Here is a 14701-nt window from a genome sequence, read left to right on the forward strand (position 1 = left end):
GGCTCTTTGCCATGGGCCGGGTGGGCCGCCGATCCCGTGAGATACGGGGCTCGGCGGCACTCACCCCATCACTGCTTGCCGGCTGCCTTGGCCGCTTCGTTCTGCTCGGTGCCGGGGATCTTCTCGCCGATCTTGTCGCCGGCCGTGCGCATGCCGTCGGCCGTCTTGTGGGCCACGTTGGCCGTTGCATCGCCGGCCTTCTGCACGCCGTGCTTGGTCGCGCTGTAGGCTTTCTTGGCACCGCTTTCCGTGGCGTCGACGGCCTTGCCGCCCACTTCCTTCGTCTTGCGATACGCCTTCTTGGCGCCGCTTTCGGTGGCATCGACCGCTTCGCCGCCGACTTCCTTGGTCTTGCGGTAGGCCTTCTTGGCGCCATGCTCGGTGGCGTCGGCCGCCTTCTCGGCGGTGTTCTTGGTGGCGTGGTAGGCCTTCTTGGCGCCGCGCTCGGTGGCGTCGACCGCCTCCTTACCGGTTTCCTTGGCCCGCTCCGTCAGCGTGGGTTGTGCCGTTGCGGGCACGGCCGGCGTCGTCGCGGTGGTGGTCGTCGTGGTCGTGGCGCTGGTCTGCGCGACCGCCGGCAGGCCGATGGCGGCCAGGGCCACGATCAGGGCGGCAGGAAGGGCGCGGAGGTTGTACGTTGTCATCGGAATCGCTCCTTTGGATACGGGCCGCGTGGGGCAGCCCCGGTTTGGGACACACGGGGTGGTGCCCCCGTATGGCCTGCAACGGCAGGCCGTGGCCGAAGGATGACACCGAAGAACGCCTTGCAATCGCTGGAACGCCATGTTGCGACCTCCGCCTACGAAGCCGTATCGGCCGCGTCCGACAGGCCGGCAAGCCCTTCATCCCGCGAGGGGCATCAATGCCGCCAGTCGAGGCACCGCCTGGAGGGCATTTCGCGTCGTGGCCGCTGCCACGTCGCCGACGGGCAGGCCGCGCAGTTCAGCCAGCACCTGTGCGATGCGGGGGACTTCCGCCGGCTCGTTGCGCCCCTGGGGCACGCCGGCTTCGCGGGCCTCCCGGGTTTGGTAGAGCCAGCTGGGCGGGATGTCCGGCGCATCGGTCTCGAGGACGAAGGAGTCGAGCGGCAGTTGCGCCGCCAGTTCGCGCAGCCGGGTCGCCCGCTCGAAAGTCATCGCGCCGCCCAGCCCGAGCTTCAGCCCAAGCGCCAGACACTCCTCGGCCTGCTGACGGCTTCCGACGAAGGCATGGGCGATGCCGCTCCATGGTTGGCCGCCGCCCACTTCGCGCAGTTGGCGCAGCACCTTGTCGACCGAGCGGCGCACATGCAGCAGCACCGGCAGTTGCCGCTGCCAGGCCATCTGAAGCTGACGCCGGAACAGCCGCTCCTGCGTCAGGCCGTCGAGGCCGGGCACGAAATAGTCCAGCCCGATCTCACCCACCGCCACCAGACGCGGATCGTCGGCGTGGCGATCCAGCGCACCTTCCAGGGCCGCGAGCGCCGAATCGCCGGCCCCCGCGGTGCACAACGGATGGATGCCCAGCGCATAGGCATCCTGTTGCGCATGCGCCAGTACCCGCACGGCGTCGAAATTGGAGGCGGATACGGCCGGGATCAGGCACAGCGCCACGCCCGCTTGCCGCGATCGCGCATGCACCTGCGACGCCTGCGCACCGAATTCGGGCGCATCCAGGTGACAGTGGGTATCGATGAAGACCGCCATGCGGGGAGATCATGCCGCAGGGGCTGCAAAGCGGTACGAAGCGTGCTAGGGTGACCCCACCCCTGCATCACTTTTCCGGAGGTGCATCGATGCGCAGGCCCGCCCGCTACAGCCCGTCGCCCCGTCGTCCCGTTGCCGAGGACGAGCCGATGTCCTCTCCGTTGCCGCCAGCGGGAGGGGAAGGCGACGCCCCCTCCCCTGGCCCTTCCGTCCGCCCGGCGGCATGGCAGCCGGGCCGCCGCACCGTGGCGGCACTTACGGTGGCCGTGCTGGCCCTGGGCGCCACCAGCGCTTGGCTGTGGCAGCGCCCGACTACCGGGCTCCAGCTGACGCAGAAGGACATCGACGCCGCCGTGCTCAAGACGCTGCAGACGCAGACGCTGCCTTCGCAGGCGACGCGCGCGGCGGACACGATCCGGCCCTCGGTCGTCCGCGTCGTGAGCTACGGCGAGGAAAAGGAAACCCCCGCCGCGCGGACCGAGAAGCGCGGCCGCAACATGGCGCGCGGCAAACCGCCGGAGGCCTCGGGCCCGCCCGGCGAAGTCGAGCGCGGCATCGGCACCGGCGTGGTCATCGTCGACAAGGGCGTGATCCTGACCAACCTGCACGTCGTCGCGGGCGCGCAGAAGATCAAGGTGACCTTCTTCGACGGCCTGGAATCGGTGGCCACCGTGACCGGCGTGCAGCCCGAGAACGACCTGGCCGTCCTCCAGGCGCAGAAGATCCCCGACGACCTGGTGGCCGCCACCATGAAATCGACCGCCGACCTGCGCCCCGGCGACCAGGTGGTGGCGGTGGGCTTTCCCTTCGGCATCGGTCCGTCGGTCTCGGCGGGCGTGGTATCGGGGCTCAAGCGCTCCTTCCAGTCGCCAGAGGGCAAGCAGGAGCTGTCCAACCTGATCCAGTTCGATGCGGCGGCCAACCCCGGCAACTCCGGCGGCCCGCTGATCAACATGGACGGCGAGGTGCTGGGCATCGTCACCGCCATCCTCAACCCGACGCAGCAGCGCACCTTCATCGGCATCGGCTTTGCGGTGCCCATCGAGAACGCCGCCTCGGCGGTGGGCTCGCCGCCCTTCTGACGCTGTCCGCCGCCCAGCGCCAGCCCGTGCGGCTGGCATCGTGATTGCCCCATCCACAGACCGCCGCCTACCGACCGTCCACCGGAAGCCTCATGACCACACCGACCGCCCTGCCCGACACCGCTGCCACCACCGCCGAGCTGATGGAACAGATCCTCTACCAGGTCAAGCGCGTGGTGGTGGGCCAGGACCGCTTCCTCGAACGGGTGATGGTGGCCATGCTGGCCGGCGGCCACCTGCTGGTCGAAGGCGTACCGGGCCTCGCCAAGACGCTCACCGTCAAGACGCTGGCCGAGACCATGCGCGGCAGCTTCAAGCGCATCCAGTTCACGCCTGACCTGGTGCCGGCCGATCTGGTGGGCACGCGCATCTACAACCAGAAGACCGGCGATTTCTCGACCTCGCTCGGCCCGGTCTTCGCCAACCTGCTGCTGGCCGACGAAATCAACCGCGCGCCCGCCAAGGTGCAGAGCGCGCTTCTGGAGGTGATGCAGGAACGCCAGGTGACCATCGCCGGCGAGACGCACCGCGTGCCGCGCCCCTTCCTGGTCATGGCCACGCAGAACCCCATCGAGACCGAAGGCACCTATCCCTTGCCCGAAGCCCAGGTGGATCGCTTCATGATGAAGGTGCTGGTCGACTACCCCACCGACGACGAGGAGTTCGTCATCGTCCAGCGGGTGATCGGCGAGAAGCTGGAGGCCGCGCCGGTGGCCACCATCGAGCAGCTGGCGGCGTTGCAGGCCCAGTCGCGGCAGGTGTATGTCGACCCGTCGCTGATCCAGTACGCGGTCAAGCTGATCTCCGCCACGCGCAATCCCGAAAAGTTCGGCCTCAAGGACACGCGCCGCTTCATCACCTTTGGCGCCAGCCCGCGCGCCACCATCGGCCTGGCCGAAGGCGCACGCGCTCTCGCCATGCTGCGCGGGCGGGCCTACGTGCTGCCCGAGGACATGAGCGACCTGGTGCCCGACGTGCTGCGCCACCGGGTGACGCTGTCGTACGAGGGCCTGTCGGAAGGCCTCACGCCCGATCTGCTGATCGAGAAGATCATGCGCGCCGTGCCCGCGCCTCCGCGGCCACTCGAACACGACAAGCTGGTGGCCTGAATGAAGCTGTGGCGCCGCAAGCCCGCCGCCCTGCCGGCGGCCAACGACCCGGCTCCCGAGGCCGGGGCGGCCGACCGGCTGCTGCGCCGGCTGGAGTGGACCGTCATCCGCCGCCTCGACGGCCTGCTGCAAGGCGACTACCGCACGCTGATGCGCGGCACCGGCCTGGACCTGGCCGACCTGCGCGAATACCAGATGCACGACGACGTGCGCCACATCGACTGGAACGTCACCGCGCGCCAGCAGGTGCCGCACGTGCGCGTCTTCACCGAAGACCGGGAGATGGCCGCCTGGTTCGTGCTGGATCTGAGCCGCTCGGTGGATTTCGGCTCCGGCCCGAGGGCCAAGCGCGAGATCTCGGCCGGCTTCGTCGGTGTGCTCGCGCGACTGCTCACGCGCCACGGCAACCGCGTGGGGGCATTGGTCTACGGTCATGACCTCGAGGCCGTGCTGCCCCCGCGGAGCAGCCGAACGCACGTGCTGCGGTTGCTGCACGAGATGGAACGCCGTGCGCATGCCGCAACGGACACCAAGGCGCCCCACCGCGGCATGACCCGGCTGGCCGACATGCTGCAGTCGGCAGCAGGATTGATGCCCCGGCGCAGCACCGTCTTCGTCGTTTCCGACTTCCTCACGGAGCCCGGCTGGGAGAAGCCCCTTGCGCGCCTGGCCCAGCGCCACGAAGTGGTGGCCGTGCGCCTGTTCGACCCCCTGGAGCGCGAGCTGCCCGACCTGGGCCTGGTGCCGCTGGCCGATGCCGAAACCGGCGAGCAGGTCTGGGTCGACACCCACGACGCGGCCTTCCGCCGCCGCTTCGCCAAGCTCGCCGCGGAGCGCGAGGACGCCCTGCGCGAGGCCCTGGCCAACGCCGGCGTCGATGCACTGGAGCTCTCCACCGCCGACGATCTGGTCGAAGCCATCGTCCGATTTGCCGACATGCGCCGTCGCCGGGTGCGCGCGACCGGCGCGCCGCCACGACGCGCTGGAGAACTGCGATGAATGCCACGCTGCCCCTGACCTTCCTCTGGCCGCAGTTCCTGTGGCTGCTGCTGCTGGTGCCTGCGCTGGTGCTGCTGTACGTGTGGCTGATCCGGCGCAAGAAGAAGCTGGCCGTGCGCTATGCCAGCCTGTCCATCGTGCGCGAGGCGCTGGGCGCACGGCAGTCGCTGCGCAGGCACCTGCCACCCGTGCTCTTCCTGCTCGCGATCACAGCCATGCTGCTCGCCGCGGCCCGCCCGCTGGCGGTAATCACCCTGCCCTCCAACCAGCAGACCATCATCCTGGCGATGGACGTGTCAGGCAGCATGCGGGCCGAGGACGTGAAGCCCAACCGGCTGGTGGCCGCGCAGGAAGCCGCCAAGGCCTTCATCAAGGACCTGCCGCGCAACGTCAAGGTGGGCGTCGTGGCCTTCGCCGGCAGCGCCAACGTGGCGCAGTTGCCTACCACCAGCCGCGATGAGCTGGTGGCCGCCATCGATTCCTTCCAGTTGCAGCGGGCCACGGCCACGGGCAATGCCATCGTGGTGTCGCTGGCCACGCTCTTCCCCGATGCCGGCATCGACATCGCCGACTTCGGGCCGCAAAGTCGACAGCAGGGCATCTCGCTGGATCGCGCGGGGCGCAAGCCGGCCGAGCCGTTCAAGCCTGTCGCGCCAGGCTCCTACTCGTCGGCCGCAATCATCATGTTGACCGACGGCCAGCGCACCACCGGCGTCGATCCACTGGACGCCGCCAAGGCCGCGGCCGATCGGGGGGTGCGCGTCTATACCGTCGGGGTGGGTACGGTGGATGGCGAAACCATCGGCTTCGAAGGCTGGTCGATGCGCGTGCGTCTGGACGAGGAAACGCTGAAGGCGGTCGCCAACCGGACGGCCGCCGAGTACTTCTACGCCGGCACCGCGCAGGACCTGCACAAGGTCTACGAAACCCTCAGCTCGCGCCTGACGGTCGAAAAGAAGGAAACCGAGGTCTCCGCACTGTTCGCCATCGCGGCGGCCGCCCTGTCGCTGCTGGCAGCGGGCCTGTCATTGCTGTGGTTCAACCGGATTCTGTAAGCCTGCCAGCGGCGCGGCGGCCGAGTGGCGTTGTCAGCGCCGAGTCACTTGCAGGCCCACGGGAGAAAGCACGAAACCCCGCGCTGGCGGGGTTTCGTTCCCGAGCCTGACGGAGGGCGCAGATGCGCCCTTCCGTATCAGGGCACGCGGCAGGCATCAATATGCGGATTGGCGCCGGCTCAGGCGGCAGCCTGCGCCTCGTCGATCTGCATCGCCTCCGCCAACGTGCCCAGCCGCTGGTCCGTGGCCTGCTCCTCGCCCAAAGTCTCCTTGAGCAGCGAGACTGCCTCCTGGAAGCCCAGCTTCTGCGCCACCAGGCACAGCGAGGTGTAGCCGGCGATTTCGTAGTGCTCTGCCTTCTGCGCCGAAGCGATGAGCGCCGCATCGAGCACCGGGCCTGCTTCGATCTGGTCGATGAGCGAGGTCGCTTCCTCGATCAAGCCCTCCATGCCCTCGCACTTGATGCGCTTGAGCTTGAAGCCACACTGCTCGGCGACCTGCTCGATGCGTTCGACCTGCGCGCGCGTCTCTTCCAAGTGGGCTTCGAAGGCGGCCTGCAACTCGGGATTGGTCGCCGCGCGCGCCATCTTGGGGAGCGAGCGGGTCATCTGCTTCTCGGCGCTGTAGGTGTCGGACAGGTCGTGGATGAACAGGTCCTGGACGGTCTTCATGGGCATGGGGAGGCTCCTTGGCAAACGATGGAGCCCCTACCCTGTCATGCCACGTCCATGAGGCTGTAGGAAGCGTCGCGGGGACGCGTGCGCCGCGCTCGATGAAGGCCGTACGCGCCGCCGCAACGTGCGGCGCATCGGGCGGCGGCCCCGTTACTCGGCCATGGCGTCGATCATCACCTGACCAAAGCCGGAGCAGCTCACCTGCGTCGCGCCATCCATCAGCCGCGCGAAGTCATAGGTGACCCGCTTGCTCTGGATCGCCGCCTCCATGGCCCGGATGATCAGGTCCGCCGCTTCCTTCCAGCCCATGTGGCGCAGCATCATCTCGGCCGAGAGGATGCTGGAGCCTGGGTTGACGTAGTCCTTGCCGGCGTACTTGGGCGCCGTGCCGTGCGTGGCCTCGAACATGGCCACGGTGTCGGACATGTTGGCGCCCGGTGCGATCCCGATGCCGCCCACCTGCGCCGCGAGCGCGTCGGAGATGTAGTCGCCGTTCAGGTTGAGCGTGGCGATCACCGAATACTCGGCGGGCCGCAGCAGGATCTGCTGCAGGAAGGCATCGGCGATCACGTCCTTGATGACGATGTCCTTGCCGGTCTTCGGGCTCTTGACCCGCAGCCACGGTCCGCCGTCGATGGGCTGGCCGCCGAACTCGCGCGCCGCCAGGGCGTAGCCCCATTCGCGGAAGCCGCCCTCGGTGAACTTCATGATGTTGCCCTTGTGCACGAGCGTGACACTGGGCTTGTCGTTGTCGATGGCGTACTGGATGGCCTTGCGCACCAAGCGCTCCGTGCCTTCGATGGACACCGGCTTGAGGCCGATGGCCGAGGTCTCGGGGAAGCGGATGGTCTTGGCACCCAGCTCGTCCACCAGGAAGCGGATCAGCTTCTGCGCCTTCTCGGAGCGGGCCTCGTACTCGATGCCGGCGTAGATGTCCTCTGAGTTCTCGCGGAAGATGGCCATGTCGGTCTTGCTCGGCTCGCGCAGCGGCGAAGGCACGCCATTGAAATAGCGCACCGGGCGCAGGCACACGTACAGGTCGAGCTGCTGGCGCAGCGCGACGTTCAGGCTGCGGATTCCGCCGCCGACGGGCGTCGTCAGCGGCCCCTTGATCGAGACGACGTAGTCGCGCACCGCAGCGAGGGTTTCGTCAGGCAGCCAGACGTCGGGACCATAGAGCTGGGTGGACTTGCCGCCAGCATAGATCTCCATCCAGTGGATCTTGCGGGCGCCGCCATAGGCCTGGGCCACCGCCGCATCCACCACTTTGAGCATCACCGGCGTCACGTCGCGACCGACGCCGTCGCCTTCGATGAAGGGGATGATCACCTGGTCCGGCACGTCGAGCGTGTTGTCGGCATTGACGGTGATCTTCCGGCCCTCCGCCGGGACTTGGATGTGCTGGTAGCTGGACATGGATGAGCTTGGGTGGAAGAAGCGCCACTTCGTACGACAACGGTCGCGCTCAGCCGCGGATGGGCCGGCGTGGCAAGGAATTCTAGACGCGGCCCTCCAGGCGACGGGGCGCATGGGGTACCCGCGCGATGTTCACCGGCGCCGTCAACCGGATCGCGTCTGCGCCGTTTTACAAGCAGCCGGCCACGATCCCGTGTATGGCTGAGTGCTCATCAAGGCAGTCCCAAAAACCGTCAATCCCAAAGGATGTTCTTATGAAGAAGCTTCTCGCTTTCGCCACCGCCGGTCTGATCGCCACCGGCGCCTTCGCCCAGGCCCCCGCCGCGGCGCCGACCGACGCGCCGGCCGTGAAGGCCGCCTCGGCCAAGCACACCAAGAAGGCCACCAAGCACAAGGTCGCCCACAAGGCCAAGGCCAAGAAGAGCGTCAAGGCCGCCTGAACGCTGCATCAGCGCATGCACGAAAGCCCGGCACCGCCGGGCTTTTTTGCGGGCTCGCCCCAGCGCTCTGTCTCACAGGGTGCGGCAAGGCAGGCATCAAAGAAATGAGCCCGGATCTGGCTCGCAGTCCGGGCTCGGAGGGCGTTGGCGATAGCAACGCTGATGTGTGGTGGAGCTGGGGGGATTTGAACCCCCGTCCGCAAGCCTTCGCCGCGCAGATCTACATGTTTAGCGCTCTGTTTTGGATCTCGCCACCGGCAACGCGCAGACGCACGCTTTGCCGACAGCCAGCACCCTTAGATCTCGCAACGGCCCAAGGTACCCGGACCGCCGCCAGCCAATGTGATTAACCTTGCAGCCGGGAGGCGTCAGATTGCTCTAACGCCCCCTTGCCCAGCCCATCGGCCGACTGTTGCAAGGCTCGCAGCGATTAGGCTGCGAGTGCGAAACGTTCGTCGTTTGCAGTTAGTTTGTTTGAATCTGTTTTACGAGCACATTCAGCTCGACATGCACCACTGCGGTCCCGAACCCACGTCGAAACCAATGCAGCCCCAGAACCGTTCATTTTAGGCCGACGGCAACCATTGCAAGAGGTCGAGGGGCAAAGAAATCACCGCATCCGCCTCCCAAAGGGTGACATCGGCCTCCGCGCCAAGGTAGCCATAGGCAACGGCAACCGTCCTCATGCCAGCGGCCCGACCTGCGACGATGTCCCTCTGGTCATCGCCCACATAGACGCAGCGGGCAGGGTCCACCCCCATGCGCCGTGCCGCCTCGAGCAACGGCGCCGGATGAGGCTTCGAATGCGGCGTGGTGTCCCCGCTGATGATCGCCCCTGCTGTGCGGAACAACGGCATGCTCCCAGTCAGTGGCACCGTGAAGCGGCTGGCCTTGTTGGTGACCACACCCCAGGGCAGGCGACGAGAGCCGAGTTGGGTGATGAGTGCCTCGACGCCCTCGAAGGCATGGGTGCCATCGAGCATGAGCGCTTCATAGTTCTTGAAGAACTCCTCCCTCAGCTCAGGGAACTGCGCGTCCTCGGGTCGCAGCCCGAATGCCACACCCAGCATGCCTCGCGCACCGGCGCCAGCCATGGACCGGTAGGCGCTCAGCGGCAGCGAGGCCATGCCCCGTTCGACCCGCATCCGATCGGCGGCCGCGCCCAGTTCGGGCGCGCTGTCGACGAGGGTGCCGTCGAGATCGAACAGGACCGCCTGAATGTCCAGCCAGGGCACTGTGCTCATGCGCCGGCCGCCTGGACCGCGCGCCGCGTTGCCAGCATGTAGTTGACACTCACGTCGTCGTTGAGCCAGTAACGGCGGGTCAACGGGTTGTATTGGAGCCCCCGCGAGTGATCGATCATCAGCGATGCCGCCCGGCAGTGCGCCGCAAGCTCCGCCGGCCGGATCAGCTTGGCGTATTCATGGGTTCCCCGCGGCAGCATGTTCAGCACGTACTCCGCGCCCACGATCGCCAGCATGAACGCCTTGGCATTGCGATTGATGGTGGAAAAGAACACCCATCCACCAGGCTTGACCAGCTTGGCGCAGGCCTGAACCACTGAAGCCGGCTTCGGCACATGCTCCAGCATTTCCATGCAGGTGACGACATCAAAGCTGCCGGGAGCCTCTTCGGCCAGCGCCTCCACCGCCACCTCGCGATAGCGCACGCCCTGGGTGCCTGCATCGAGGGCGTGCAATTGCGCGACCTTGAGCGCCTTGCCCGCCAGATCGATGCCCAGGACGTCGGCGCCGCGACGCGCCATGGCATCCGATAGGATGCCGCCACCACAACCAACGTCCAGCACGCGCTGGCCCGCAAGAGGCACCTGCCCCTCGATCCATTCGAGCCGCAACGGATTGATCTCGTGCAAGGGGCGGAATTCGCTGTCCACATCCCACCAGCGGTGGGCCAGTTCAGAAAATTTGGCCAGTTCGGCCGGATCTGCGTTGGGATGAGTTGCCGTCATCGTTGAATTATGGAGTTCGCGTCGAAGTCATCGACCGGATGCGAGGAATGGCCATAAAAAAACCCCGCCGAGGCGGGGTTTTCAGCGGGCTGATCGAAATCAGTTGGCGCGGGTGCCGACCACTTCGATTTCCACGCGACGGTTCTTGGCGCGGCCTTCCTTGGTACGGTTGTCGGCGACGGGCTGCTTCTCGCCCTTGCCTTCGGTGTACACGCGGTTGCGTTCGATGCCCTTGGAGACCAGATAGGCCTTCACGGCTTCGGCACGGCGCACCGACAGCTTCTGGTTGTAGGCATCGGTACCGATGGAGTCGGTGTGACCCACGGCGATGATGACTTCCAGGTTGATGCCCTTGATCTTGGAGACCAGATCGTCCAGCTTGGCACGGCCTTCCGGCTTCAGGACCGACTTGTCGAAGTCGAAGAAGGCGTCGGCAGCGAAGGTGACCTTCGAAGCGGCAACGGCCGGCGGTGCAGGCGGCGCGGGCGGCGTCACGGCAGCCGGGGGCGCAGCAACGGGAGCGGGGGCAGCGGTAACCAGAGCGCCATCGCAACCCACGGCGGCCGTGGCGGGGGTCCAGTTGGCATCGCGCCAGCAGAGTTCGTTGGTGCCGTTCTTCCAGACCAGCTCGCCAGTGCCGTTCTGCCAGTTGTCGATCACGGGACCACCGTTCGCGGCGGTGACCTTGGTCTGCGCGCCGGCGGCCGTGGCGAGCGCAGCGACTGCAAACATCATCGCCACTTTATTCAGTTTCTTCATGGTTCTCCTCTTGGGGAAAAAGCCGCAGCCGCAGCCGCGAAACAAGGACGTCTCAAGTGACCACCACCCAAAACGCTGGAGTTCATTGTGCCATAGGGTCTTTCTCAAACCGGGCGCGCCCGCCCCGGCCGGCGTAGGACTGCAACGGAAAGCCGCACTTGTGTTGCTGTCTCGCGACACCGCGGGCAACGTAAAATCCACCGTTTCGCCCGCCGACCTGCTGCCGCCTCATGACATCGTTCGCCAAGGAAACCCTGCCCATCAGCCTCGAGGAGGAGATGCGGCGCAGCTATCTCGACTACGCGATGAGCGTGATCGTCGGGCGCGCCCTGCCCGACGCGCGGGATGGCCTCAAGCCCGTGCATCGCCGTGTGCTGTACGCGATGCACGAGCTCAACAACGACTGGAACCGGCCCTACAAGAAGTCGGCCCGTATCGTTGGCGATGTCATCGGCAAGTACCACCCGCATGGCGACCAGTCGGTCTACGACACAATCGTGCGTCTGGCGCAGGATTTCTCCATGCGCCACATGTTGGTGGATGGCCAGGGCAATTTCGGCTCGGTCGATGGCGACAGTGCGGCGGCGATGCGATATACCGAAATTCGCCTTGCAAAAATCGCGCATGAAATGCTGGCGGATATCGACAAGGAAACCGTCGATTTCGGCCCCAATTACGACGGCAGCGAAAAAGAACCACTGGTATTGCCCAGCCGCCTGCCCAACCTGCTGGTCAACGGCTCAGGCGGCATTGCGGTGGGCATGGCCACCAACATTCCGCCCCACAACCTGAACGAGGTGGTGGACGCCTGCCTGCATCTGCTTCGCCACCCCGACGCCAGCATCGACGACCTGATGGAGATCGTGCCGGCACCCGACTTCCCGACGGCCGGCATCATCTATGGCATCAACGGCGTCAAGGAAGGCTATCGCACCGGCCGCGGCAAGGTGGTGATGCGGGCCAAGTGCCACTTCGAGGACATCGACCGCGGCCAGCGCCAGGCCATCATCGTCGACGAGTTGCCCTACCAGGTGAACAAGAAGACGCTGCAGGAGCGCATGGCCGAACTGGTGCACGAGAAGAAGCTCGAGGGCATCAGCCACATCCAGGACGAGTCCGACAAGTCGGGCATGCGCCTGGTGATCGAGCTCAAGCGCGGCGAAGTGCCGGAGGTGGTCTTAAATAACCTGTACAAACAGACGCAGCTGCAGGACACCTTCGGCATCAACATGGTGGCCCTGGTGGATGGCCAGCCCAAGCTGTGCAACCTGAAGGACCTGGTGCAGGTCTTCCTGCAGCACCGCCGCGAGGTGGTGACGCGGCGCACGGTGTTCAACCTGCGCAAGGCGCGCGAGCGCGGCCACGTGCTCGAGGGCCTGGCGGTTGCGCTGGCCAACATCGACGAGTTCATCCGCATCATCCGCGAGTCGCCCACGCCGCCGGTGGCCAAGGCCGAGCTGATGACCCGCTCGTGGGACAGCAAGCTGGTGCGCGAGATGCTCACCCGCGCGCGCGCCGACGGCGGCACCATCAATGCCGACGACTACCGGCCCGAAGGCCTGGAGCGCATCTACGGCCTGATGGGCGACGGCCTCTACCGCCTTTCCGAGACGCAGGCACAGGAAATCCTGCAGATGCGCCTGCAGCGCCTGACCGGCCTGGAGCAGGACAAGATCGTCGCCGAGTACAAGGAAGTGATGGCGGAGATCGACGACCTGCTCGACATCCTGTCCAAGCCCGAGCGCGTGTCGGTCATCATCGGCGAGGAACTCGGCGCCCTGCGGCAAGAGTTTGGCCAGACCAAGCTGGGCGCGCGCCGCAGCGAGATCGAATACAGCGCGCAGGACCTCTCCACCGAAGACCTGATCACGCCCACCGACATGGTGGTCACGCTCTCGCACAGCGGCTACATCAAGAGCCAGCCGCTCTCCGAGTACCGGGCGCAAAAGCGCGGCGGTCGGGGCAAGCAGGCCGCCGCGACCAAGGAAGACGACTGGATCGACCAGCTCTTCATTGCGAACACGCACGACTACATCCTCTGCTTCTCCAACCGCGGGCGGCTGTACTGGCTCAAGGTGTGGGAAGTGCCTTCGGGCTCGCGCAATTCGCGCGGCCGACCGATCGTCAACATGTTCCCGCTGGCCGAGGGCGAGAAGATCACCGTGGTGCTGCCGCTGACCGGCGACACGCGCAACTTCCCGTCCGACCGCTACATCTTCATGGGCACGTCGATGGGCACCGTCAAGAAGACAGCGCTCGACGAATTCAGCAACCCGCGCAAGGCCGGCATCATCGCCGTCGACCTGGATGACGGCGATTACCTCATCGGCGCGGCACTGACGGACGGCAAGCACGATGTGATGCTCTTCTCCGATGGCGGCAAGGCTGTGCGCTTCGACGAGAACGACGTACGGCCCATGGGCCGCAATGCCCGCGGCGTGCGCGGCATGATGCTGGAGGACGGGCAGGGCGTGATCGCCATGCTGGTGGCCGAGGATGAGACGCAGAGCGTGCTCACCGCCACCGAGAACGGCTACGGCAAGCGCACCAGCATCACCGAGTACACCCGCCACGGCCGGGGAACCAAAGGCATGATCGCGATTCAACAGAGCGAGCGCAACGGCAAGGTCGTGGCCGCCACGCTGGTGCATGTGGATGACGAGATCATGCTCATCACCGACAAGGGCGTGCTGGTACGTACACGCGTATCAGAAATCCGCGAACTCGGCCGCGCGACGCAAGGTGTCACGCTCATCAACCTCGACGAAGGCGCCAAGCTCAGCGGGCTGCAGCGCATCGTCGAGAACGACGCCAACGCGGCCGCCGATGCGGAAGACGCCGCAGATCCATCCCAGGAGAACCCTCAATGAAGAAACACATCAAGACCGCCCTGATCGGCGCCACGCTCGCTGCAGCCGTCTCCGGCGCCTGGGCCCAGGACAAGGCTGCCCTCATCAAGCAGTTCATCGAGTTGCAGCGTCCGGGCGTGGAAGCGCTGGCGCGGGGCCTGGTCGAAGAGTCGAGCCTGCCGATCGCCCGCGCGGGTGCCGGTTACCTGCAGACGCAAGTGCCCGAGGCCAAGCGCGAAGCCGCCGGCAAGGCCGCCGACGCCGAACTGAAGAAGTACTTCGACGACGCCTATCCGCTGGTGCGCGACAAGGCCGTCCAACTGGCTCCCGCGGCCCTGACGCCGGTGCTGGACCAGAACTTCAATGAAGAAGAGATGCGCCAGCTCGTGGCCTGGGTCAGCTCGCCGGTGAGCAAGAAATACCAGGAACTCAATCCGCAGCTGCAGAACGCGTTGACGGAGAAACTGGTGGCCGAGACCCGCACGTCGGTCGAGCCCAAGTTGCGCGCCCTGGACACCAACGTCGCCAAGGCCCTGGGCGCGCCCACCGATGGTGGTGCGGCCAAGGGCAACGGTGCAAGCAGCAGCGGCACCAGCGGCAGCGCCGCACCCAAGGCCCCCGCCAAGAAGTAACCCCTGCCTGCGCCTCCGCCCGCCGCCCGCCG

Annotated in this window: 14 protein-coding genes and 1 other RNA gene; 7 read left to right on the forward strand and 8 right to left on the reverse strand. The window is 66.6% G+C overall.

Annotated elements, in window-relative coordinates; all coding sequences use genetic code 11:
- Positions 1 to 68: 68 nt before the first annotated feature.
- Positions 69 to 644 (reverse strand): hypothetical protein, encoded by a 576-nt coding sequence (locus ACT54X_RS17555; RefSeq protein ID WP_354321817.1) that lies wholly within the window; start codon positions 642 to 644, stop codon positions 69 to 71.
- Between the two features lie 198 nt (positions 645 to 842).
- Positions 843 to 1685, reverse strand: coding sequence for a TatD family hydrolase (locus tag ACT54X_RS17560; protein ID WP_294378595.1), 843 nt, complete (start codon positions 1683 to 1685; stop codon positions 843 to 845).
- An 89-nt stretch (positions 1686 to 1774) separates the two neighbouring features.
- On the opposite strand from ACT54X_RS17560, the gene ACT54X_RS17565 reads away from it, so the two are divergent.
- From ACT54X_RS17565 to ACT54X_RS17580, 4 genes are all read left to right on the forward strand, one after another.
- Positions 1775 to 2767, forward strand: a complete 993-nt coding sequence (locus ACT54X_RS17565; RefSeq protein ID WP_294378594.1) for a S1C family serine protease — start codon at positions 1775 to 1777, stop codon at positions 2765 to 2767.
- A 92-nt stretch (positions 2768 to 2859) separates the two neighbouring features.
- Positions 2860 to 3876, forward strand: a complete 1017-nt coding sequence (locus tag ACT54X_RS17570; protein ID WP_294378593.1) for an AAA family ATPase — start codon at positions 2860 to 2862, stop codon at positions 3874 to 3876.
- The gene (locus ACT54X_RS17575) at positions 3877 to 4875 is read left to right on the forward strand and encodes a DUF58 domain-containing protein (RefSeq protein ID WP_294378592.1); all 999 of its coding nucleotides are present in this window, start codon (positions 3877 to 3879) and stop codon (positions 4873 to 4875) included. It abuts the gene before it with no gap.
- A gap of 14 nt (positions 4876 to 4889) precedes the next feature.
- A complete protein-coding gene (locus tag ACT54X_RS17580; RefSeq protein WP_234195049.1) occupies positions 4890 to 5930 on the forward strand; it encodes a VWA domain-containing protein in 1041 nt (346 codons plus the stop codon).
- A gap of 179 nt (positions 5931 to 6109) precedes the next feature.
- Here ACT54X_RS17580 and ACT54X_RS17585 read toward each other — a convergent pair whose 3' ends face one another.
- Both ACT54X_RS17585 and icd read right to left on the reverse strand, forming a co-directional pair.
- Positions 6110 to 6607 carry a YciE/YciF ferroxidase family protein gene (locus tag ACT54X_RS17585; RefSeq protein ID WP_017757033.1) on the reverse strand — a complete coding sequence of 166 codons (498 nt, stop codon included), beginning with the start codon at positions 6605 to 6607 and terminating at the stop codon, positions 6110 to 6112.
- A 147-nt stretch (positions 6608 to 6754) separates the two neighbouring features.
- Entirely contained in the window at positions 6755 to 8020 is a 1266-nt protein-coding gene (icd, locus tag ACT54X_RS17590) for an NADP-dependent isocitrate dehydrogenase (protein WP_017757034.1), read from the reverse strand.
- A gap of 254 nt (positions 8021 to 8274) precedes the next feature.
- On the opposite strand from icd, the gene ACT54X_RS17595 reads away from it, so the two are divergent.
- Complete coding sequence (locus ACT54X_RS17595) at positions 8275 to 8460, forward strand: hypothetical protein (protein ID WP_017757035.1); 186 nt, start codon at positions 8275 to 8277, stop codon at positions 8458 to 8460.
- Between the two features lie 167 nt (positions 8461 to 8627).
- On the opposite strand, the gene ssrA is transcribed toward ACT54X_RS17595, so the two are convergent.
- The 4 genes from ssrA to ompA all read right to left on the reverse strand — a co-directional run bounded on the left by ssrA (position 8628) and on the right by ompA (position 11188).
- Positions 8628 to 9013, reverse strand: a transfer-messenger RNA (tmRNA) gene (gene ssrA / locus ACT54X_RS17600).
- A gap of 13 nt (positions 9014 to 9026) precedes the next feature.
- Positions 9027 to 9704 carry an HAD-IA family hydrolase gene (locus ACT54X_RS17605; RefSeq protein WP_294378591.1) on the reverse strand — a complete coding sequence of 226 codons (678 nt, stop codon included), beginning with the start codon at positions 9702 to 9704 and terminating at the stop codon, positions 9027 to 9029.
- Positions 9701 to 10429, reverse strand: a complete 729-nt coding sequence (gene ubiG / locus ACT54X_RS17610; protein WP_294378590.1) for a bifunctional 2-polyprenyl-6-hydroxyphenol methylase/3-demethylubiquinol 3-O-methyltransferase UbiG — start codon at positions 10427 to 10429, stop codon at positions 9701 to 9703. The genes ACT54X_RS17605 and ubiG overlap by 4 nt, the downstream gene beginning before the upstream one ends.
- A gap of 99 nt (positions 10430 to 10528) precedes the next feature.
- Entirely contained in the window at positions 10529 to 11188 is a 660-nt protein-coding gene (ompA, locus tag ACT54X_RS17615; RefSeq protein ID WP_043113615.1) for an outer membrane protein OmpA, read from the reverse strand.
- Positions 11189 to 11418: 230 nt separating this feature from the next.
- Here ompA and gyrA point away from each other — a divergent pair, with 230 nt between their 5' ends.
- Together gyrA and ACT54X_RS17625 are read left to right on the forward strand one after the other, a co-directional pair.
- Complete coding sequence (gene gyrA, locus ACT54X_RS17620) at positions 11419 to 14058, forward strand: DNA gyrase subunit A (RefSeq protein WP_294378589.1); 2640 nt, start codon at positions 11419 to 11421, stop codon at positions 14056 to 14058.
- Positions 14055 to 14669: a DUF2059 domain-containing protein gene (locus ACT54X_RS17625; protein WP_294378588.1), complete on the forward strand. Its 615-nt coding sequence runs from the start codon at positions 14055 to 14057 to the stop codon at positions 14667 to 14669. Before gyrA ends, ACT54X_RS17625 begins: the two co-directional genes overlap by 4 nt.
- The last annotated feature ends 32 nt before the right edge of the window (positions 14670 to 14701 follow it).

The organism is Pseudacidovorax sp. DMC4 (assembly GCF_056314265.1).